This is a genomic window from Providencia zhijiangensis (assembly GCF_030315915.2).
GTDB lineage: Bacteria > Pseudomonadota > Gammaproteobacteria > Enterobacterales > Enterobacteriaceae > Providencia > Providencia zhijiangensis.
Genome location: NZ_CP135990.1, coordinates 982,501 through 1,003,366 on the forward strand (window position 1 = coordinate 982,501; position 20,866 = coordinate 1,003,366).

19 protein-coding genes are annotated in these 20,866 nt (G+C 44.5%); 6 read left to right on the forward strand and 13 right to left on the reverse strand.

Annotated features, from left to right (window positions below; genetic code table 11):
- From holA to QS795_RS04430, 7 genes are all read right to left on the reverse strand, one after another.
- Entirely contained in the window at positions 1-1,035 is a 1,035-nt protein-coding gene (gene holA, locus QS795_RS04400) for a DNA polymerase III subunit delta (RefSeq protein ID WP_286270094.1), read from the reverse strand.
- Positions 1,035-1,574, reverse strand: a complete 540-nt coding sequence (lptE, locus tag QS795_RS04405) for an LPS assembly lipoprotein LptE (protein ID WP_036947677.1) — start codon at positions 1,572-1,574, stop codon at positions 1,035-1,037. Before lptE ends, holA begins: the two co-directional genes overlap by 1 nt.
- Positions 1,575-1,586: 12 nt before the next feature.
- The gene (gene leuS, locus QS795_RS04410; RefSeq protein WP_154604616.1) at positions 1,587-4,169 is read right to left on the reverse strand and encodes a leucine--tRNA ligase; all 2,583 of its coding nucleotides are present in this window, start codon (positions 4,167-4,169) and stop codon (positions 1,587-1,589) included.
- A 513-nt stretch (positions 4,170-4,682) separates the two neighbouring features.
- The gene (locus tag QS795_RS04415; protein WP_036947670.1) at positions 4,683-5,408 is read right to left on the reverse strand and encodes an amino acid ABC transporter ATP-binding protein; all 726 of its coding nucleotides are present in this window, start codon (positions 5,406-5,408) and stop codon (positions 4,683-4,685) included.
- Positions 5,405-6,085 (reverse strand): glutamate/aspartate ABC transporter permease GltK, encoded by a 681-nt coding sequence (gene gltK, locus QS795_RS04420; RefSeq protein ID WP_006660949.1) that lies wholly within the window; start codon positions 6,083-6,085, stop codon positions 5,405-5,407. Before gltK ends, QS795_RS04415 begins: the two co-directional genes overlap by 4 nt.
- 1 nt (position 6,086) lies before the next feature.
- A complete protein-coding gene (locus QS795_RS04425; protein WP_006662330.1) occupies positions 6,087-6,827 on the reverse strand; it encodes an amino acid ABC transporter permease in 741 nt (246 codons plus the stop codon).
- Positions 6,828-6,941: 114 nt separating this feature from the next.
- Positions 6,942-7,835, reverse strand: coding sequence for an amino acid ABC transporter substrate-binding protein (locus tag QS795_RS04430; RefSeq protein ID WP_286270100.1), 894 nt, complete (start codon positions 7,833-7,835; stop codon positions 6,942-6,944).
- Between the two features lie 521 nt (positions 7,836-8,356).
- Between QS795_RS04430 and QS795_RS17490 the strand changes: the two genes are divergently transcribed.
- The 4 genes from QS795_RS17490 to QS795_RS04445 are packed head-to-tail and all read left to right on the forward strand — an operon-like array spanning position 8,357 to position 12,129.
- Positions 8,357-8,770 carry a metal resistance protein gene (locus tag QS795_RS17490; RefSeq protein ID WP_418055369.1) on the forward strand — a complete coding sequence of 138 codons (414 nt, stop codon included), beginning with the start codon at positions 8,357-8,359 and terminating at the stop codon, positions 8,768-8,770.
- A 47-nt stretch (positions 8,771-8,817) separates the two neighbouring features.
- A complete protein-coding gene (locus QS795_RS04435; protein WP_318626947.1) occupies positions 8,818-10,896 on the forward strand; it encodes a protein-disulfide reductase DsbD family protein in 2,079 nt (692 codons plus the stop codon).
- The gene (locus QS795_RS04440; protein WP_154604619.1) at positions 10,893-11,621 is read left to right on the forward strand and encodes a DsbA family protein; all 729 of its coding nucleotides are present in this window, start codon (positions 10,893-10,895) and stop codon (positions 11,619-11,621) included. Before QS795_RS04435 ends, QS795_RS04440 begins: the two co-directional genes overlap by 4 nt.
- Positions 11,622-11,628: 7 nt before the next feature.
- On the forward strand, positions 11,629-12,129 hold the full coding sequence (locus tag QS795_RS04445; protein WP_286270259.1) for a protein disulfide oxidoreductase: 501 nt from the start codon (positions 11,629-11,631) through the stop codon (positions 12,127-12,129).
- A 66-nt stretch (positions 12,130-12,195) separates the two neighbouring features.
- On the opposite strand, the gene QS795_RS04450 is transcribed toward QS795_RS04445, so the two are convergent.
- A complete protein-coding gene (locus tag QS795_RS04450) occupies positions 12,196-12,909 on the reverse strand; it encodes an NUDIX domain-containing protein (protein WP_318626951.1) in 714 nt (237 codons plus the stop codon).
- Positions 12,910-13,079: 170 nt separating this feature from the next.
- On the opposite strand from QS795_RS04450, the gene QS795_RS04455 reads away from it, so the two are divergent.
- Both QS795_RS04455 and QS795_RS04460 read left to right on the forward strand, forming a co-directional pair.
- Entirely contained in the window at positions 13,080-14,102 is a 1,023-nt protein-coding gene (locus tag QS795_RS04455; RefSeq protein ID WP_154604622.1) for an SPFH domain-containing protein, read from the forward strand.
- On the forward strand, positions 14,099-15,022 hold the full coding sequence (locus QS795_RS04460) for a diacylglycerol kinase catalytic domain-containing protein (protein ID WP_286270107.1): 924 nt from the start codon (positions 14,099-14,101) through the stop codon (positions 15,020-15,022). Before QS795_RS04455 ends, QS795_RS04460 begins: the two co-directional genes overlap by 4 nt.
- Positions 15,023-15,086: 64 nt before the next feature.
- Here the strand turns inward: QS795_RS04460 and lnt are convergent, their stop codons facing one another.
- The 5 genes from lnt to miaB form a co-directional block, all read right to left on the reverse strand.
- Positions 15,087-16,622 (reverse strand): apolipoprotein N-acyltransferase, encoded by a 1,536-nt coding sequence (gene lnt, locus QS795_RS04465; RefSeq protein WP_286270109.1) that lies wholly within the window; start codon positions 16,620-16,622, stop codon positions 15,087-15,089.
- Complete coding sequence (corC, locus tag QS795_RS04470) at positions 16,622-17,506, reverse strand: CNNM family magnesium/cobalt transport protein CorC (RefSeq protein WP_286270110.1); 885 nt, start codon at positions 17,504-17,506, stop codon at positions 16,622-16,624. The genes lnt and corC overlap by 1 nt, the downstream gene beginning before the upstream one ends.
- 190 nt (positions 17,507-17,696) lie before the next feature.
- On the reverse strand, positions 17,697-18,164 hold the full coding sequence (gene ybeY / locus QS795_RS04475) for an rRNA maturation RNase YbeY (RefSeq protein ID WP_132494232.1): 468 nt from the start codon (positions 18,162-18,164) through the stop codon (positions 17,697-17,699).
- Entirely contained in the window at positions 18,165-19,163 is a 999-nt protein-coding gene (locus QS795_RS04480; protein WP_225577265.1) for a PhoH family protein, read from the reverse strand.
- A gap of 86 nt (positions 19,164-19,249) precedes the next feature.
- Entirely contained in the window at positions 19,250-20,680 is a 1,431-nt protein-coding gene (gene miaB / locus QS795_RS04485) for a tRNA (N6-isopentenyl adenosine(37)-C2)-methylthiotransferase MiaB (RefSeq protein ID WP_286270113.1), read from the reverse strand.
- Positions 20,681-20,866: the final 186 nt, after the last annotated feature.

Here is a 20,866-nt window from a genome sequence, read left to right on the forward strand (position 1 = left end):
TTACCTATGTTGAATAAAATGTTCTGCGTCTTTTTTACCGCACAATAGCATGGATAAAGATTGTAGATCTGACCAAGAGGAGTTAGCAAAATCTTGTTTGGTATGAATCTCGGCTTGAGTTAGTAACATCAATGCTGATTGTAATTCATGTAGACTTAAACGCTGTATTGCATCCCCTAATAGACCACGACGGTTTTGCCAAACTTTATGTTGGTCAAATAGTGTTTTTAATGAGGTGGTAGCGGATTGACGTTTTAACGTGATCAGCAACATTAATTCCCGTTGGATAGCTCGCAGTAAAATGACAGGTTCAACATCTTCTTGCTTGAGCTGTTCAAGGATATGCCATGAACGGCGCGGTTTACCGGCTAGGATCGCATCAACCCAATGGTAGGGCGTAAAGTGGGCGGAATCATTCACCGCACTCTCGACACGAGGGTAAGTGAGCTTTCCATCCGGATAGAGCAGGGAAAGTCTCTCCAGCGCTTGCGCTAATCCCAATAAATTACCTTCATAGCAATAGCAAAGTAATTGGTTTGCTTCAGTTTCTAATGAGAGCCGCATTTGGCTAGCACGTTTAGAGACCCACTGCGGCAAACGCTGGTATTCAGGCGTTAGGCAACTGACATAGATACCATCTTGGCTGATGGCTTTGAACCAAGCACTATTTTCTTGCGCTTTGGTGAGTTTATGTCCGCGTAGAACTAATAGCAGATCGGAATGAAGTAAACCTGCAAGCTGCGTTAGCTTGTCTGCCATCGCTGCATTCGGGCCATTTTCAGGCAAGAACAGGGTGAGCATTTGGCGACTGGCAAATAGACTCAGCGCTTGGCAGAGACTAAAAATTTCATCCCAATCCGTATTTTGCTCTAAAGCGAAAGTAAAATGCTCTTCAAAACCTTGCTGGCGTGCAACTTGGCGGATAGCATCTTGGCTTTCTTGAATAAGAAGGGGCTCGGAGCCCCAAATGAGATAGCGGCCTCTTAGAGACTCTTGTAACGAAGAGGCCAGCTGTTCAGGATAAATGCGTATCATTATTCGGCAACAGGTTTCTCAGCCGCTTGCGCTTTCGCTTTTTCTAACTCAGCACTGTGAACCAGAAGCAGTTTGCGCACGATGTTACGTGCTGCTTGTTGTTGCATCTCTTGCTTCACAATCTCGTTCTCAGCATCTTTTGCGAGCGCTTCTAACGGGTTATCAAAGAAAGTCCGCACAACTTTTGTTTCCAGCGGATAAATAGCGCCATCCGGCATTAACACTTGCGCCTTCATGACCAATGTCAGTTGTTTCTCCGCCGCTTTACCATCTTGATAAATCGAGACGGTATCGGTGCTTTCTGTTGAACCTACGATTTTCAAAATAGGCACATCAGCACGACCAGAATCGAGCAGAGTCACGTTATTGAGTCGCAGCTGTTCCCTGACCGCACGAGTTTGGTAACTGTATGGGTCGCCAGAACTTAACTGTAACGTTTTCAGTTCTTCGGGAAGTTGCGTGGTTCCTTGAAGACGAAAACCGCAACCTGCGGTGACGAGCACCGACAGGCTGAGAAATAGAGTTATCAGATAGCGCACTTGGGCTCCTTATCAGCCAACAACTAAGTTCAGTAATTTACCAGGTACGTAAATGACTTTACGGATGCTAACGCCTTCGAGGTATTTCGCGACGCTGCCTTCTTGTGATGCCATTTCCAGAACGAATTCTTGGTTAGCATCAGCAGGTACCGTAATACGACCGCGTACTTTACCGTTAACTTGAACAACAACCAGTTTAGTATCGTCGATCATGGCTTGTTCGTCAGCCACAGGCCAGCTTGCAAAATCGATATCGTCATTGTGACCTAATGCTTTCCACATTTCGAAACAAGCGTGTGGAATGATTGGCGATAACATCAGCGTGATAGCATCCAAGGATTCTTGAACTAAAGCGCGGTCTTGCTCAGTTTCTTGCGGAGCGCGAACTAACTTGTTCATAAATTCCATGACCGCTGCAATAGCGGTGTTGAATGCGTAACGACGACCCACATCGTCAGTCACTTTCGCGATGGTTTTATGTAAGTCGCGACGTAAATCTTTTTGTTCTGCAGTTAATGCGCTGATGTCTAATGGCTGAGTTGCACCTTTTTGTGCGTGTTCATGAACTAAACGCCATACACGACGAACGAAACGGTTAGCCCCTTCAACGCTAGACTCTTGCCACTCCAGCGTTAATTCTGGTGGCGCAGCGAACATCATGAACAGACGGACGGTATCAGCACCGTATTTTTCGACCATTAATTGCGGGTCGATACCGTTGTTCTTAGATTTAGACATCTTGCTCATACCAGTATAAACCAGTTCATGGCCTTCGCTGTCTACCGCTTTAGTAATACGGTTTTTGTCATCACGTTCAACAATTGCATCCGCAGGAGAAACCCATACACGATGACCATCGCTACCGGTGTAGTAGAAGGCATCAGCCAGAACCATACCTTGGCACAGTAAACGTTTTGCTGGCTCATCAGAGTTCACCAGACCTGCATCACGCATTAATTTGTGGAAGAAGCGGAAATACATTAAGTGCATGATGGCGTGTTCAATACCGCCGATATATTGATCCACTGGCAGCCAGTAGTTTGCTGCTTCTGGGTTCAACATGCCATCATCGTATTGTGGGCAAGTGTAACGTGCGTAGTACCAAGATGATTCCATAAAGGTATCGAACGTATCGGTTTCGCGCAGCGCTGGTTGACCATTAATGGTGGTTTTTGCCCACTCCGGATCCGCTTTAATCGGGCTAGTGATACCGTTCATGGTGACATCTTCCGGTAAAATAACCGGTAATTGGTCTTCAGGAACTGGAACTACGGTACCATCTTCTAAGGTTGCCATTGGAATTGGCGCGCCCCAGTAACGTTGACGGGAAACACCCCAGTCACGTAAGCGATAATTGACTTTGCGTTGACCCGCACCAAGCGAAACCAGTTTATCTGCGATCGCGTTGAAGCCAGCTTCGTTGCTTAAACCAGTAAACTCACCTGAGTTGATCAGGGCATTTTTCTCAGTCATCGCTTCTTGAGATAAGTCAGGTGTGTTGCCTTCAGCATCTGCAATCACTGCTTTGATTGGCAGGTTGTATTTATGGGCAAATTCCCAGTCACGTTGGTCGTGAGCTGGAACGGCCATCACTGCGCCTGTACCGTATTCCATCAGAACAAAGTTCGCGACCCAAATTGGTAATTTTTCTTGGGTTAATGGATGAACGACATACAGACCTGTTGCCAGACCTTTTTTCTCCATGGTTGCCATATCCGCTTCTGCGGTTTTGGTATTACGGCACTCATCGATAAAGTCGGCTAATTCGCTATTCGCTTTGGCAGCTTCTTGCGCTAATGGGTGACCTGCAGCAACCGCCACATAAGTCGCGCCCATAAAGGTATCTGGGCGGGTGGTGTAGACTGTTAATTTGTCTGCACGGTCGGCAACATCAAAAGTGATTTCCACACCTTCTGAGCGACCAATCCAGTTGCGCTGCATGGTTTTAACTTGTTCTGGCCAATCTTCCAGTTTGTCCAAGTCATTGAGCAGCTCTTCAGCGTAGTCGGTGATTTTGATAAACCACTGAGGGATCTCTTTACGCTCAACTTGGCTATCGCAGCGCCAGCAGCAGCCGTCGATAACTTGTTCGTTTGCGAGAACGGTTAAGTCATGTGGACACCAGTTTACTGCGGAGGTTTTTTTGTAGACCAAGCCTTTTTCATACAGCTTAGTGAAGAACCACTGTTCCCAACGGTAATATTCTGGCGTACAGGTGGTCACTTCGCGGTTCCAATCGTAACCGAAGCCCAGCATTTTCAGCTGACCTTTCATGTAATCGATATTGGCGTAAGTCCATGGTGCAGGCGCGGTGTTATTTTTAACAGCAGCACCTTCAGCTGGCAGACCAAACGCATCCCAACCAATTGGTTGCAGAACGTTTTTACCCAGCATACGCTGGTAGCGGGAGATCACGTCACCAATGGTGTAGTTACGAACGTGGCCCATGTGTAGTCGACCAGAAGGGTAAGGTAGCATGGACAGGCAGTAGTATTTTTCTTTGCTGTTGTCTTCTGTCACTTTGAACGTTTGGTGTTCATCCCAGTGACGCTGTACTTTAGGCTCTATATCTTCTGGACGATATTGTTCTTGCATGGCACCGATAATCCTATGGTGAATAATCGCTACAGTTTAGTCTGTAGCAGGTGAATGTCTTTTCTATAAAATGGATCCGCATAGCATAGCGGATCACACATGAAAACAACAATGCCGAAAGCCATTGTGTCTGTAAAAAACGATGAATCGTCGATTAGATGAATTTACAGGGACTTGGTCTTGCTGTTTCAGCTGTTTGTTATATTTTGTGCTACATAGTGGTTGGCGATACGTTGATATTGCCATACGTTGATGAAACTAAGAGCGCGCACAAAATAATAAGCGTATCGCCTATCATAATTCAATTTACTATCTAAAACTTGAACTATTTCAGGGGGAATTTGCTTTGTTCGCAATTTTATTTGAACTTAGAACACGTTAGATAATTTTTTAAGAGATTTCAAGCGCAGAAAAGTGCCAATTAAGAAAACGAGGTGAATTTTGTGTGGGTAAGAAAAGCTGAGAGAAAAGTTGCAAAAAGCCCTGCCGGACTTTCTGCAACCTAAAGCGAGATTAATGTAAGATTTTTGCCAGAAAATCTTTCGCGCGGTCTGATTTCGGATTAGCGAAGAAATCCTCTTTTTTACTATCTTCGATGATTTTCCCTTCATCCATAAAAATCACACGGTTAGCCACTTTTTTCGCAAAGCCCATTTCGTGTGTTACCACCATCATGGTCATGCCTTCATTCGCTAACTCCACCATAACATCCAGCACTTCGTTGATCATTTCTGGATCGAGGGCAGAAGTTGGTTCATCAAACAGCATGGCAATCGGATCCATACACAGCGCGCGAGCGATGGCGACACGTTGCTGTTGACCACCAGAGAGCTGCGCAGGGAATTTATTGGCATGGCTCGCCAATCCCACACGCTCCAGTAATTTTAAGCCTTTAGCTTCAGCGGCTTTTTTGTCGCGATTTAACACTTTAACTTGCGCTAATGTTAGGTTCTCAATAATGGAAAGGTGAGGGAACAGTTCAAAGTGTTGGAACACCATGCCGACTTTTGAGCGCAGCTTCGCAAGGTCAGTTTTTTTGCTATTAACTTGGATATCGTTAACGAAAATTTCACCCTGTTGAATTGGCTCCAACCCATTTACTGTTTTTATTAATGTGGATTTACCAGAACCAGACGGCCCGCATACAACCACAACTTCGCCTTTTTTGACTTCAGTTGTGCAATCTGTGAGCACCTGAAATTGGCCATACCATTTCGATACATTTTTCAGGGTAATCATGAAACAGTCCTTTTCTTAAGATAATTCACCAGCATTGAAGCGCCGAAACTGAAAATAAAGTAGATGAGTCCCGCAAAGAGTATCATTTCGACTTGCGTACCGTCACGCTCACCAATATTGGTAGCGGTTCTGAAGAAGTCGGTTAGCCCAAGAACATACACTAAAGAGGTATCTTGGAATAATACAATACCTTGGGTCAGCAATAATGGGACCATCGCTCTGAATGCTTGCGGTAATACGACTAAACGCATGGTTTGCATTTGGGTCATACCTAAAGCGAGGGAGGCGCTTGCCTGACCTTTCGAGATACTTTGAATACCTGCACGGATAATTTCAGAGTAGTAAGCCGCTTCAAAAAGACAGAAGGCTACCACTGCGGATATTAAACGAATATCATTTTTTGGTGATAAGCCTAGAACATTTTGTAATATGTTAGGCACAACTAAATAAAACCAAAACAGTACCATAACTAATGGAACTGACCGGAAGGTGTTGACGTAAAAGGCCGCCAGCCAACGCAGTGGCTTAATGCTGGATAAACGCATAACGGCGAGTACGGTTCCCCATAAAATCCCAACCACAATGGCAGCTGCCGTAATTTTGGCTGTGATAATAAAGCCATCCACTAAGAATGGGATGCTTGGCTCAATGGAACTCCAATCAAATTGATAAGCCATCTTAGCGTCCTCCTAGTGTGCCGGGTAAGCGCACTTTGCGCTCAAGCAAGCTCATTAGCAGCATAATAATCAAGTTGATACCGACATATGCGAGCGTGATTGCGGTGAACGATTCCCAAGCATGGGCGGAGTAATCGAGTAATTTTCCTGCTTGTGCCGCCATATCCACTAACCCGATAGTGGATGCGATAGCGGAGTTTTTTACCAAGTTCAGCATTTCCGAAGTCATCGGCGGTAAAATGACGCGATAAGCATTCGGTAGCAGTACATAGCGATAAGTTTGTGGCAGAGTTAGCCCCATCGCAAGCGCGGCATTACGCTGCCCTCTTGGTAGAGATTGAATGGCAGCACGAACTTGCTCAGTCATTCGCGCAGCCGTAAACAAGCCAAGGCATAGCATGGAAGAGAGGAAAAACTGGTAGTTAGGATCTAACTCCATTTTAAACCAATCTCCGATGGATTGTGGTAGCAGTTCAGGGATCACTAAATACCAAGTGAAGAACTGAACAATCAGCGGAACGTTACGGAATAATTCAACGTAAGCAGTCCCTAAAAAGGCTAAAAAGCGATTAGGTACTGTGCGTAAAATACCGAAAAATGAGCCAACTAGAAAGGCGATGATCCAAGCGCAGATGGATAGCGTGACAGTGACTTCTAGGCCAGATATTAGCCACCCTAAATAGGTGGTATTCCCAAATGGGGCATTCTCAAGGAATATCCCCCAGTTCCAATTAATTGACATAATATGACTTCCTGTGGGCAATTTGGTTGTCCCGAATACCGCAATAAGAGAAAGCAAGGCGGGAACGACCGCCTTGCGACTCCTACTTCAGTAACACCCTGTTTGTCTTTTTTATTAGTTTAATGCTTTATCGTTTGGTGATTTGAACAGCGCTTTCATTTCATCAGATAACGTAAACTTCAGATTCAGGTTCTTCGGTGGGATTGGTTGATTAAACCAGCGGTCGAATGATTTTTCCGCTGCGCCAGATTTTTGTGCAGTTGAGATAGTTTCATCAACTAATGTTTTGAATTGTGGGTCATCTTTACGCAGCATACAGCCGTAAGCTTCTTCAGTTTGCGGTTTTGCTACGATTTCCCAGATATCCGGTTGTTTCGCTTTTGCGCGCTCACCAGCTAATAGGGCATCATCCATCATAAAGGCAACCGCACGACCAGATTCTAAAGTACGGAATGAGTCACCGTGGTCTTTAGCACTGATAATGCGCATCTTCATGTTTTTCTCATCATTTAACTTATTTAGGATCACTTCTGATGTGGTTCCTGAAGTTACAACCACATTTTTGCCAGCTAAATCAGCAAAGTCTTTGATACCGGAGTCTTTTTTCGACAGCAGGCGAGTTCCGACCACGAAAATAGTATTAGAGAAGGCTGCTTGTTTTTGTCTCTCTAGGTTATTTGTTGTGGAGCCACATTCGAAATCAAATGTGCCGTTTTGCAGTAATGGAATACGGTTCTGCGAGGTGATAGGGATCAATTTCACCTGTAAATCAGGCATATTGAGTTTCTTTTTCACTGCATCAACAATGAGATTGGAATAGTCTTGTGAGTAGCCAACAACTTTCTGATTATTATCATAGTAAGAGAATGGCACTGATGATTCGCGGTGACCCACGACAATCACACCGTTATCTTTGATTTTCTTCAGAGTACCGTTTAATTCTTCTGCTTGAACTGCGCAGGTTGCACCCAAAAGCATCATTGTTAAAACAAGCTTGCTAATACGCATAATTACAGCTCCTTTAGAACATCGGTGTCAATCCGCCATATTTCGAGGTGTGTGTTTTAACGATACATTGCTCGATTTATTTTGGTTTTGTGGTGTTGTGTTTGCAGATGTTTCGTGAGGTTTTCATCATGACACGATCATCGGCTGTATGTTTTATTATTGTTAAAAAGTAATTAAAAAATATGAGTTTTGAAAACAAATTGTTTTAAATTCGGGAGCTGTCTCGCATATTATTTAGGCAGCTGTGAACTGCGACACCAATAAAGAGACAAACTGCCGAAACTCGACTATCGTGCACCGAAAGTGTGCAAAATAGTTTCGTTTTGCTATTTATTAAGTAAGTAGCAAGTTCTGTGCCGCTTTTCGGATAAAATGCAAAAAATAGTGAATTTTATAGATGAGAACTGTTTGTAAAGTTAGATGATGGTGCTTGTGTTGCTTATTTGCCTGTGTAAGATGTAACCTGTTATTAACTTAATTAGCTAATTATTGTGAATTCAGGAAGATAATCTGAGACAGACATGACGAGGTCGATGAAGCTAGGTAAAGGATTAGTGCTGTTTGCCTGTCTGATGGTGTTGATTTGTATGAATCAAAGAGCCGTCGGGGAGCGTCTATTCGCCTCAATGTTGACATCTACTTCGACACAAACTTCTGCGGTAGCGAATCAAATCCAGCTTTCCTCAGAGCATTATCTTTCTGATATAAATGAACAAAATAGCAAGCCCGTTAAACTTTCAACGTGTGAATTAAGTTCCAAATCACTCCTTACTCTTGTTCCTGCTGTGATAGAGCCTCTCTTTTTTATATTTCTTTCTTTAGCGGCATTCGCTATCTTTTGCACTAGGCTATTTATATATAGAGCAAACCGTGAAGAGAGCCATTCCCCACCTGGCGTTCGGCGTCATCTACAATTCTGTAATCTTCGGGATTAGAAAGCCGCGGCTTATTGTTCGTCGCTGTTATTTATTCTGGAGGGATCATGCGTTTTTTTATTAATGCGTTAATTGTTTTATTCACTGTATTTTCTAGCAGCTTACAGGCTGCGGATACAGGCTGGTTGCAACCTGCAAACACAGGTTTTATGACCGCAAACACACCGAGCCATGTACAGGTTCGCTTGCTGAGCTCTGCACAAAAAGAGGGCAAGGTCGATATTTTACTGGATGTAAAACTCGATGATGGCTGGAAGACCTATTGGCGCTCACCGGGAGAAGGGGGCGTTGCACCGGAAATAAGCTGGTCTTCACCCGTCAAAACCGTGGAGTGGCTATGGCCAACGCCAGGGCGCTTTGATGTCGCTGGCGTGTCTACACAAGGTTATATGGGAGACGTGGTTTTCCCTATTACAGTCACCAGCAGTGAGCATCTTGATAAATTATCAGGCACACTGACATTATCTACGTGCAGCAATGTTTGTATTTTAACTGACTATCCTTTTGAATTAGATCTCACTGAACCGGCTCCTGCGGATTTTAGCTGGGCATTTAATCAAGCAAAAGGCAGCGTGCCTGCAGCTAGTGGGCTTGTTGAACAGGCGCAATTTGGCTTTGCTGGCAATAAATTGACGGTAGAGTTACAAAAAGCCGCCGATAATACGTGGATTGACCCACATCTGTTTACCGATGTTGTGGATGGCGCGAGCCTTGGGGTTCCATCCCTAAAATATTCTGGCAACAAATTAACCGCCACCATTGATGTTAGCGATGACTGGGGCGGCGAAGCGCCTAATCTTGTTGGTAAAACGGTTTCATTTGTCGTGGCGGATGGTGAATTATCTCAACAAATTCATGGCAATGTCGTGCCTTATACAGGTTCTGCATCTGGGGATGACAGTGGGCACGCGTTGGGCTTATGGCAGATAGTTCTATTTGCGCTACTTGGCGGTCTGATCCTGAACTTAATGCCGTGTGTTTTGCCTGTACTGGCAATGAAACTCGGCTCTGTCTTATTGGTTCCTCAAGGTGAACAAAATACCATTCGTCGGCAATTCTTGCTCTCGTCATCGGGGATCTTGGTCTCATTCTGGCTATTAGCCTTATTGATGACATTCTTGCGATGGGGACAGCAGGTTGTTGGTTGGGGAATTCAGTTCCAAAGCCCGTGGTTTATCGGCTTTATGGTGCTGATTACGGCGCTGTTTACCGCGAATTTATTTGGGGTGTTTGAAATTAACCTAGGCAGCAAAGCGAATACGCGCTTAGCCACTGCTGGTGGACAGGGTAATAGTGGGCATTTCTGGCAAGGGGTCTTCGCGACACTCTTAGCAACACCTTGTTCTGCACCCTTTTTGGGCACGGCGGTGGCCTTCGCACTGGCGGCACCAATGTCAGAGTTGTGGCTGATTTTCACGGCATTAGGTATCGGAATGAGCCTTCCGTGGCTATTGATTGCAGCGTTCCCCGTGATTGCGAAAGCGTTACCAAAGCCGGGAACATGGATGCTGAAATTGCGCGCTGTACTGGGCTTAATGATGTTGGTTTCTTGTTTATGGCTAATCAGCTTATTAATTCCCCATTTTGGTGCAATGACCGCGACCGTTATCGCCGTACTGTTTTTATTAATCTTAGTGTTATTTATTCTTAAGAATCGAGGAATACGCGCGGCAATTTTCCCATTCCTATTATTCTCGGCACTGGGTGCTGGGTTTGCTTGGATGGCGATAGACCAACAGCAAGGTCACCAAACGCTAGCTTCCGATAAGGTTCAATGGCAAACACTGTCTGAAGACGCAATCACACAAGCGCTGGCAGATAATAAACGTGTGTTTATTGATGTGACCGCAGACTGGTGTGTGACGTGTAAGGCGAATAAATATAACGTCCTACTTAATGACGAAATTCAGCACTTACTGAGTGAACCGGATGTCGTCGCGCTACGGGGTGATTGGACAAAACCTTCACCGGAAATCTCGGCATTTTTGCAACGTCGAGGACAAGTAGCAGTGCCATTTAATCAGATTTATGGCCCTAATCTGACAGAGGGGAAAATACTGTCAACAATACTTGATCGTGAAACTTTATTATCAATTATGACTGAGGCCAAAGGAGCCGAAAAATGAAAAAGACGATATTAGCTGTTTTATTTTCCTCACTAGTATTAGGGGCCACAGCACATGCAGCGCCACTGACTGCCGACCAAGAAGCACAAGTTCGTAAGCTGGTACGCGATACATTAGTTGAGAATCCAGAGATCCTTGAAGAAGCGATTGTAGCTTTACAAGCGAAACAAGGCGAAAAACAGCAAGCGCAAATGAAACAGGTACTAAAAGATCAGCATGATGCCCTGTTTAATGACCCGACTAGCCCACGCATTGGCTCGAAAGACGCAAAATTAGTCTTGGTAAACTTTACTGACTTTAACTGCCCATACTGCAAACGTTTTGACCCACTGTTAGAAGATATTGTGAAGAAAAACCCGGATGTTGCAGTTGTCATCAAGTACCTGCCATTTAAAGGGGAAACCTCGCTGGAATCTTCGCAACTAGCGATGACTTTATGGCAAGAAAATCCAAAAGCGTTCTTAGCATTGCACCAAAAACTGATGGCGAAACAGGGTATGTTATCTGATTCAAATATCAAAGAAGCGCTGCAAGCAACCGGCAATGGTAAGTTAAAAGCGAGTGATAAGAGCCGTGCGGCTATCCGTAAAAACCTTGAGCTAGCTAATATGCTGGGTGTGAACGGCACACCGGCAACGTTAGTGGGTGATGAAATGATCCCAGGCGCTGTAGATGCACAAGAATTTGAACGCATCGTGAAAGAACAGCTCAGCAAAGCGAAATAATGGCGTGATGGGGAGACTCAAAAAGTGGTCGAAAGAGCTTCTCGTATTAGCGGTGATTTTGGTAATCGCTTTTACGGTGATGGACTTTTGGCGTAAACCGCAAAGCCTTGCCCCCGTGTTATTAGAACCTCTCACCCTTGCAACGGGTGAGGTGGTTTCTATTGCTGAACTCAGCCAAAAACAGCCAGTATTAGTCTATTTCTGGGCAACATGGTGCGGTGTTTGCCGCTTCACATCGCCAACCGTTTCTGATTTAGCTAAATCAGGGGTTCCGGTGGTGGCAGTAGCACTGCGTTCTGGGGAATCTTCTCGATTGTTAGCCGGAATGGAAAAAAAGGAATTAGATTTTCCTGTCGTGAATGATACCAACGGTCAGTTGGCTGCACAGGTTGGCGTGGCAGCAACACCGACCTTTATGATTATCAATAAAGGTGAAATGGTGAGTTTTACTTCTGGCTGGACGAGTTATCTGGGGCTGAAAAGCCGTTTATGGCTCGCTTCGTTTTAATTAAATGCCCTTGGTATCAGCATCAAGGGTATTTTTCTTATCAAACTCTAATCTTAAACTCTCTCATCAAAATTCGAGATTACGAATAAACCGATAGTCAGCCGATTGTGATTTTAAGCGATAAAGATTGGCTGGGCGCCCGCGTTCTTGGCGTTTTTCCCCTGTATCAATCAGTAAATCAGCTTGGTCTAAACGGCGGCGGAAAGATTTATTCTGTATGGCTTTGCCGATTAAAACCTCATGAACATGTTGTAGCTCGGCTAAGGTGAATACTTCCGGTAGTGCAAATCCCGGCACAATGGAATAAAGGGATTTCTGGCGTAAGCGTTCACGGGCTTGTAAATAAAGTTGGTAGTGATCGAAAGCCAGTGTCATGCCTTCAATTTCTTCGATGGAGGCCCATTTAACGGAATGAACACTTTCAATGTGCGCTTCGCAGGCTTGGTGAGCAATAAGTGCGGTATAGCAGACCGTCACTGACCAGCCGCGAGGATCTCGATCAGAATTTCCTACGGTACATAACTGCTCGATATAAGGAGGAACAACCCCCGTTTTCTCTTTTAATTTGCGATATACCGTATCGTCTAACGAGGCATCACAATTTTCATCAACGAACCCACCTGGTAACCCCCATTGACCTTTCTGCGGGTAATTAGCGCGCTCCACGAGCAGCACTTTTAAGGTGTTTTCATGATAAGTGAATAATACGGTATCCACCGTGAGCAAAGGAGTTAAATAATCTCGTCGATCATAATTAGATAAAAACTCTTTTTCTGTCATGTGATTAAGATCCTTCCCCCGTTTTTAGTCTTGCGTTAAATCATACGCGAAAATTTATTTAGTGTCATTAAGACATTTAATTGTTGACTTGTTTGTGTCTATAGGACAATAATTATTTAAGGTCATAAAGACACTAATTGATTTCACAAAGACACTAAGTGGGGTAGACCATGTTAAATTTTAAATATTTCAAATCAGATTCATCGACATTCATTATTCAATCCATTAATGGTGCAGTACGTAAGCAAGGTAAAGGATTAAGTTTTTGGTATAACGCAGATAAAACGTCCATTGCGGCATTACCTTTGAACGCCCAAGAAGCGCCATTTATTTTTAATCTACAGACGGCGGATTTCCAAAGCTTACGTATTCAAGGGCAAATTTCATTTCAAGTGAAATACCCAGAAAAAACAGCGGATGTCTTGAATTTTAACCTTGCTCAAGATGGTAAATCTTATGCATCAGAAGACCCTTTAAAGCTGAGTGATAGGGTGGTTCGTAGTGCGCAAACTGTCATCCAAGCAAAAACGCAAAGTACCGATTTGCGAGATGCATTACTCATGGGGCAACCATTGGTGATGTTGGTTTCTCAGCAACTGTCTGAGCATCCTGCTCTTGAATCGTTAGGTATAGAAATTTTGGATGTGGCGATCTCCGCTATTACACCATCCCCTGAAACGCTAAAAGCATTGGAGGCTCAAGCTCGGGAATCGATTTTGAAAGAAGCTGATGATGCGATTTATGCGAGACGCAAATTCTCCGTTGAGCAGGAAAGAACCATTAAAGAGGCTGAATTAGAAACGGATTTATCAGTACAAGCCAAACAGCAGCAAATCGAAGAAGCTCGGTTGGATAATGAGCGCACATTGCTGCGTGAACGTGCTGAAATTGAACAAGAAGAATTGATAGCTCAGGTTAACTTGGAAGCTAAACGCAACGAGCTGGTGGCGCTAAGTGTTGAAAACCAACGTACTCAATCAGAAGCGGATGCTTATGCCATCGAAGCTAAAATGAAAGCGTATAGCCAATTGCCAGTGGAGAATTTGAAGGCGATGGCATTGGCGAAAATGAACCCAGAGCAGTTGATGGCGATGGCGTTTGAATCCTTGGCTCAAAACGCAGGTAAAATTGGTGAAATTAACTTCTCGCCAGATTTATTTGGTCAATTGATGAAAAAAGGAGCCAAACAATGAGCCAGCATGATGATGTTCGCTTTGTGTTGGTGATGCGTAAAACGCGCATGCAGGAGTTAATTGAGCGTTTCAATACCTGGTCGCAAGCAAAATTTTACCTTGAACATAATGATGTTGAAGTGAGTGATTACCTACTTGAACATGATGTGTATCAGCGGCAGTTAATCCAAGCCGAGTCGGTGCTAAAAGGGATAGGGCGCTTTCAATTACTGGAAAGAAAACTGTTACCTAGCTACCAGTTTTCAGCACGAGATATCGTGGTGGTCATAGGGCAAGATGGTTTAGTGGCAAATACCCTTAAATACCTTAATGGACAGCCTGTGATCGCCATAAACCCGGAACCGACACGCTGGGATGGTAAATTACTGCCCTTTGAAATTGGGCAGCTATCGGATGTGGTGACGCGTACACTAACTGGAAAAGTGAATCAAAAATCCGTTACTTTTGCGCAAGCTACAACCAACGATGGGCAAACGCTATTAGCCGTTAACGACCTATTTATAGGCCCTAAAAGCCATACATCCGCACGCTATAGCGTGAAATGGCAAGGGCAGCAAGAATTTCAATCGTCATCAGGGATTATTGTCTCGACAGGGTTGGGGTCGACGGGATGGTTTCAATCTATTATTGCTGGGGCTCAGGCGATAGCAGGGACTCACTCTCATCCGTTATCGCAGGGATTTGGTTGGGATGAAAAACGGTTACAGTTCAGCGTAAGGGAACCTTTTCGCAGCCGAATGACAGGAACGGAATTAGTGTTTGGTACCATTGAGCAAACCTCGCCATTACAATTAGAGTCTTTAATGCCTGAAAATGGCGTAATTTTTTCCGATGGTATTGAAGATGATTATTTGAATTTCAACGCAGGTTGTATTGCCTCAATTGGGATAGCAGAAACACAGGGGTTATTAATTGGTTAGATTAAAAAAATCCCCGAATCATCAATCGAGATGTCGGGGATTTTTAATCGGTTTAACGCGTTAATTAATGGCGTTTTTGACGACGATTAAGGGTAAATCCGACAATGCCGAATATAGCGACCATACCCCACATCGGCCAGTTACTCCAACGAGCATAAGGGGTTAATCCCGTTGTTGGTGTGACTTTTTCAGCCAGTACCGCATCTTGGAACTGTGGCAGAATACCTTGAATGGAACCATCCGCACTGATGACCGCCGTTACGCCATTGTTGGTGGCACGTAACAGTGGGCGACCGAGTTCTAATGAGCGCATTCTTGCCATTTGGAAATGCTGCCAAGGACCAATCGATTCACCAAACCAAGCATCATTTGAAATTGTCAGTAAGTAGTCACTGTCAGGTTTGAAGTTATCTCTAACTTGGCTACCTAGGATAATTTCATAGCAAATGGTTGCTGTTAGATGAATATTACCAATCGCTAATTGAGGCTGTTGATAATCTCCACGGCTAAAGCCCGACATTGGTAAATTAAAGAATGGCGCAAGCGGACGAAGTAAATCTTCCAATGGGACGAACTCACCGAATGGGACTAAGTGATGTTTGTTATAACGATTCTTAGTTGGGTAGAGATACGGTTTTCTATCACCCAGAACAATGATGGAGTTATAGAATACCGAATCACCATTGACCGGTTTTGCATCGACAGTTCCGGTAATTAACCGCGTCTTAGTTTCATGCAGTAATGTGTCCAGCGCTTTGAGCCACGGCTGATTTTCCAATTCCACCACGGGAATGGCTGATTCAGGCCAAATAATCATATCGGCTTTGCCAATATAAGGGCTGGAAAGCTTGATATAGCGATCTTTAGTTTGCTGCAAAAAGCCCGCTTCCCATTTCATCGATTGAGGGATATTTCCCTGTACCAATGCCACTTCCATGGTTTTATCATTCAGAGGCGTGAACCACTGGACGTTTTTAGCTAACAGTGGAACCAGCAACAGCGTAGCCGCACAAACCAGAGGGATAAAACGGCGACGAATGACGGTCAGGACGAGTAAGCCGCTGATGCTAAATAGCAGTAGAGTTATCATCTCAACACCAAAAATTGGCGCTAATGATTTCATCGGCCCATCAATCTGGGTATAACCAAACTGCAGCCATGGGAAGCCAGTCAGTACCCAACCCCGTAGAAACTCAGTTACTTGCCATAGCGCGGGTGCCATCAACACTAGGCGCCAAACATTGGCATTTGGGGTGAGTTTATTGAGTAGTAGACCAAATAGGCCGGGGTACAGCGACAGATAGGCAGCCAGCAAGATAACGATAAATACGTTAACGGCATCCGGCATCCCGCCAAAATCGGCGATACTGACATATACCCAGTTGACACCGCTGCCAAATAAGCCAAATCCCCACGCGAACGCGATAGCAAAAGCTTGCTTGGCGGTTCTGTGTAGGGTTAATAGCTGGAGAAAGAAAATAGAAAGGAGAGCGGCGGGCCAGAAGTCAAAAGGCGAAAAAGCCAGTGTACCACTGGCTCCGAATAGTAAAGCCAGCAGCAGGCGTAGCCACTGGCTTTGATAAGTAGAGGATAAGTTCATTAACTCTGTTCTTCATCCAAAGTAGGCACTGGGGCATCGTCAGGAATTTTTACTTGAAGCAGTAAAATTCGACGGCTATCCGCCATGGAAACTTTAAACTGATAGTTATCGATGGTAATGGTTTCACCACGGGATGGTAAGTGACCAAAGGCTTGCATCACTAAGCCCCCAACGGTATCTACCTCATCATCACTAAAATGCTTGCCAAAGGCGTCATTAAAGTCTTCGATTTGAGTCAAGGCGCGAACAGAGTACGAATGACGGCTCAGCTGGCGGATATCCACATCATCTTGGTCGTCATACTCGTCTTCAATCTCACCGACGATCAGCTCTAAAATATCTTCAATAGTCACTAAACCAGAGACACCGCCGAACTCATCAATAACGATGGCCATATGGTAACGCTGGGAACGGAATTCTTTGAGTAAGCGGTCTACTCGTTTACTTTCAGGAACAACAACGGCCTGACGTAACACTTTATCAATACTGAATGGTTCTGCATCGGTACGCATAAATGGCAGTAAATCTTTTGCCATTAATAGCCCTTCAATATGATCTTTATCTTCGCTGATAACAGGGAAGCGAGAGTGGGCAGAATCGATGATGACATCGAGGCACTCATCAAGGCTTTGGTTACGTTTTAAGGTAACAATTTGAGAGCGAGGGATCATGATGTCACGTACCCGCTGATCGGCAATATCCATGACGCCTTCCAGCATTTCACGGGTATCCGGGTCAATTAAATCGTTTTGTTCAGAATCACGAATTAATTCGACCAAATCATCACGGTTTTTAGGTTCACCATGGAAAAGTTGGTTTAACAATGCAAAAAAACCTTTCTTAGGCCCAGGGGTGTCACTACTCGAAGAGTTATCGTCGCTCATGGCGTTTAATTTATTATTCCTCAGTTAATTAGAAAAATCGCTAACCCATAGAGTTAGGTATGAATTGTTTAGCTTAAAACATTTTGTTTAGCGAAACAATTTATGGGTTAGCGTTGAAGCATATTCTTTACGTTTACAGACATCGTTTTACGTCTAAAAATGCTTGTTAACGTTAAAAATTATAGAGAGCTCACTCTTTTTCCGCAAGGTACGGATCGGCATAACCCATTTCTGCGAGGATCTCGGTTTCTAATCCTTCCATTTCTTCAGCTTCATCATCTTCAATATGATCATAACCGAGTAAATGCAGGCAACCGTGAACCACCATGTGCGCCCAATGTTCTTCTTCACTTTTTTGCTGCTCGGCGGCTTCTTGCTCCACCACTTGACGGCAAATAATTAAATCCCCTAACAGTGGAAGTTCCACTTCAGGTGGTGCTTCAAATGGAAATGACAGCACGTTAGTCGGCTTATCTTTTCCACGATAAGTCAGATTTAATTCATGGCTTTCGGCTTCGTCAACAATACGAATAGTGACTTCACTTTCAGCTTGAAACTTGGGTAATACCGCATTGACCCAGCGCTGGAACATCGCTTCAGAGGGTAAGCCGTCGGTATTTTCGCTCGCTATTTGTAAATCGAGAATAACATCGCTCATTTAGTGATTTTCCTGCTTTTCAAGCTCACGTTGTTGCTCTTTTTCTTCTTTCAATTGCTGGCGACGTTTGCTGTCTTGCTCTTCCCATGCTTCATAAGCCATGACAACTTTCGCCACGACAGGGTGACGCACCACGTCTTCGCTATGGAAGAAATTAAAGCTTAAATCATCCACGTTCGACAACACTTCGATGGCGTGTCTTAAACCGGATTTGCTTCCTCTTGGCAAGTCGACCTGAGTGATATCCCCAGTGACGACGGCTTTAGAGTTAAAACCAATACGGGTTAAAAACATTTTCATCTGTTCGATGGTGGTGTTTTGGCTCTCATCTAAAATGATAAACGCATCGTTCAGTGTGCGACCGCGCATGTAAGCCAGCGGAGCCACTTCAATCACATTACGTTCAATCAATTTTTCAACTTTTTCAAAACCGAGCATTTCAAACAGCGCGTCGTATAGCGGGCGTAAATAAGGATCCACTTTCTGACTTAAATCACCCGGCAAGAAACCCAATTTTTCGCCGGCTTCAACCGCTGGGCGGGTGAGCAGAATTCTGCGTACTTCTTGGCGTTCTAATGCATCGACGGCAGCCGCAACAGCAAGGTAAGTTTTACCCGTTCCCGCAGGTCCAATCCCAAATGTAATATCGTGATCTAAGATATTGGCAATGTACTGCGCCTGATTTGGGGTACGAGGTTTGATCACGCCGCGCTTGGTCTTGATATTCACGGCTTTACCATAATCAGGCACGCTTTCTGCGGATTGCTCAAGCACTCGGCTATCGACAATCGCAAGGTGAATATTTTCAGGATCAATGTCAGGGATCACACCGCGGATTGGCGCGGTATCAACGTACAGCTGGCGTAAAATCTTACTGGCAGCTTGGATATTAAGCGCTTTACCCGAAAGTTTAAAACGGTTGTCTCGGCGATTGATTTCAATGCCAAGACGACGCTCTAATTGCTTAATATTGTCGTCAAATGGCCCGCAAAGGCTCATTAAACGCTGATTATCTGCGGGCTCTAAAAAAATCTCTTGTGTTGCGATTTGCAAAGGTTTGTTATCGGTCACTGAGTATCCTATCTTTAGGGTTGGAAGTTACCAACGCCAAGTTCATCTTCTTTACGGGTACGTGCAATCACGGATTCTGGGGATTCATGAACACGCAGATCCATTTGATCTTCGGTACGAATCACTTTACCGCGTAAAGAGTTGGTATAAACATCGACGATTTCGACATCAACAAATTTACCGATCATGTCCGGAGTGCCTTCAAAGTTCACTACGCGGTTATTTTCGGTACGACCTGAAAGCTCCATCACATTTTTACGTGATGTGCCTTCCACTAAAATACGTTGCACTGTTCCCAGCATGGCACGGCTGAAGCTCATTGCTTGCTGATTAATGCGTTGTTGCAGCAGATACAGACGCTGTTTTTTCTCGTCTTCGCTAACATCATCCGGTAAATCAGCGGCTGGTGTACCCGGACGAGCTGAGTAGACGAAGCTGTAGCTCATATCAAAATTCACGTCAGCAATTAGCTTCATGGTTTTTTCGAAATCATCGGTGGTTTCGCCAGGGAAGCCAACAATAAAGTCGGAGCTGATCAGAATACCTGGGCGCGCTTCACGTAATTTACGGATAATCGCCTTATATTCCAATGCAGTATGCGCACGCTTCATCATGGTGAGTACGCGGTCAGAGCCACTTTGCACTGGTAAGTGTAAGAAACTTACTAGCTCTGGGGTATCGCGATACACTTCGATGATGTCATCGGTAAATTCGATTGGGTGGCTAGTGGTGAAGCGTACGCGGTCAATACCGTCGATAGAGGCCACTAAACGTAATAATTCGGCAAATGAGCAGATTTCACCGTCGAACGTCTCGCCACGGTAGGCGTTAACGTTTTGACCCAGTAAATTCACTTCACGCACGCCTTGCGCTGCTAACTGTGCAATTTCAAACAGGATGTCGTCACAAGGGCGGCTAACTTCTTCGCCGCGTGTGTATGGCACAACGCAGAACGTACAGTATTTGTTGCAGCCTTCCATGATAGAAACGAACGCGGTTGGGCCTTCAGCGCGAGGCTCTGGTAGGCGGTCGAATTTTTCAATTTCAGGAAAGCTGATATCAATAATTGGGCTGCGATTACCTTGAATCTGGTTAATCATTTCCGGTAAACGGTGCAGAGTTTGCGGACCGAAAACGATATCAACGCAAGGTGCGCGCTGGCGAATAAAATCACCTTCTTGGGATGCGACGCAGCCACCGACACCAATGATGATGTCAGGATTGTTGTCTTTGAAGAATTTCCAACGACCAAGCTGGTGGAACACCTTTTCTTGGGCTTTTTCGCGGATCGAACAAGTGTTTAATAACAACAGATCTGCTTCTTCAGCAATTTCAGTCAGTTGATAGCCGTGGGTGCTTTCCAATAAAGAGACCATTTTAGATGAATCATATTCGTTCATCTGGCAGCCCCAAGTTTTCATATATAACTTTTTATTTGTCGACATGTCGTGTATCCGGTGTTTTCGAGGTCTAAAATAGGGACTTCGAAACGCGTTGTAAATCCAAAGTCCTACCCTATGATGATGGGGAAATTCACCGCATTTTGATTAAGAACAGCGTTCTGTATTGGATTAAATGCAAAAATCACCCAGTAATAACATGCTAAAATAATATCATCACCAAATACTTAA

What these genes read in the sequence shown, in the direction of transcription:
- miaB (WP_286270113.1), bottom strand. Translation starts at nt 20,680, where the DNA reads ATGTCGACAAATAAAAAGTTATATATGAAAACTTGGGGCTGCCAGATG.
- QS795_RS04440 (WP_154604619.1), top strand. Translation starts at nt 10,893, where the DNA reads ATGAAAAAGACGATATTAGCTGTTTTATTTTCCTCACTAGTATTAGGG.
- holA (WP_286270094.1), bottom strand. Translation starts at nt 1,035, where the DNA reads ATGATACGCATTTATCCTGAACAGCTGGCCTCTTCGTTACAAGAGTCT.
- QS795_RS04450 (WP_318626951.1), bottom strand. Translation starts at nt 12,909, where the DNA reads ATGACAGAAAAAGAGTTTTTATCTAATTATGATCGACGAGATTATTTA.
- leuS (WP_154604616.1), bottom strand. Translation starts at nt 4,169, where the DNA reads ATGCAAGAACAATATCGTCCAGAAGATATAGAGCCTAAAGTACAGCGT.
- QS795_RS04445 (WP_286270259.1), top strand. Translation starts at nt 11,629, where the DNA reads ATGGGGAGACTCAAAAAGTGGTCGAAAGAGCTTCTCGTATTAGCGGTG.
- lnt (WP_286270109.1), bottom strand. Translation starts at nt 16,622, where the DNA reads ATGAACTTATCCTCTACTTATCAAAGCCAGTGGCTACGCCTGCTGCTG.
- corC (WP_286270110.1), bottom strand. Translation starts at nt 17,506, where the DNA reads ATGAGCGACGATAACTCTTCGAGTAGTGACACCCCTGGGCCTAAGAAA.
- QS795_RS04415 (WP_036947670.1), bottom strand. Translation starts at nt 5,408, where the DNA reads ATGATTACCCTGAAAAATGTATCGAAATGGTATGGCCAATTTCAGGTG.
- QS795_RS04460 (WP_286270107.1), top strand. Translation starts at nt 14,099, where the DNA reads ATGAGCCAGCATGATGATGTTCGCTTTGTGTTGGTGATGCGTAAAACG.
- QS795_RS04455 (WP_154604622.1), top strand. Translation starts at nt 13,080, where the DNA reads ATGTTAAATTTTAAATATTTCAAATCAGATTCATCGACATTCATTATT.
- QS795_RS04425 (WP_006662330.1), bottom strand. Translation starts at nt 6,827, where the DNA reads ATGTCAATTAATTGGAACTGGGGGATATTCCTTGAGAATGCCCCATTT.
- ybeY (WP_132494232.1), bottom strand. Translation starts at nt 18,164, where the DNA reads ATGAGCGATGTTATTCTCGATTTACAAATAGCGAGCGAAAATACCGAC.
- QS795_RS04435 (WP_318626947.1), top strand. Translation starts at nt 8,818, where the DNA reads ATGCGTTTTTTTATTAATGCGTTAATTGTTTTATTCACTGTATTTTCT.
- QS795_RS04480 (WP_225577265.1), bottom strand. Translation starts at nt 19,163, where the DNA reads ATGAGCCTTTGCGGGCCATTTGACGACAATATTAAGCAATTAGAGCGT.
- QS795_RS17490 (WP_418055369.1), top strand. Translation starts at nt 8,357, where the DNA reads ATGACGAGGTCGATGAAGCTAGGTAAAGGATTAGTGCTGTTTGCCTGT.
- gltK (WP_006660949.1), bottom strand. Translation starts at nt 6,085, where the DNA reads ATGGCTTATCAATTTGATTGGAGTTCCATTGAGCCAAGCATCCCATTC.
- QS795_RS04430 (WP_286270100.1), bottom strand. Translation starts at nt 7,835, where the DNA reads ATGCGTATTAGCAAGCTTGTTTTAACAATGATGCTTTTGGGTGCAACC.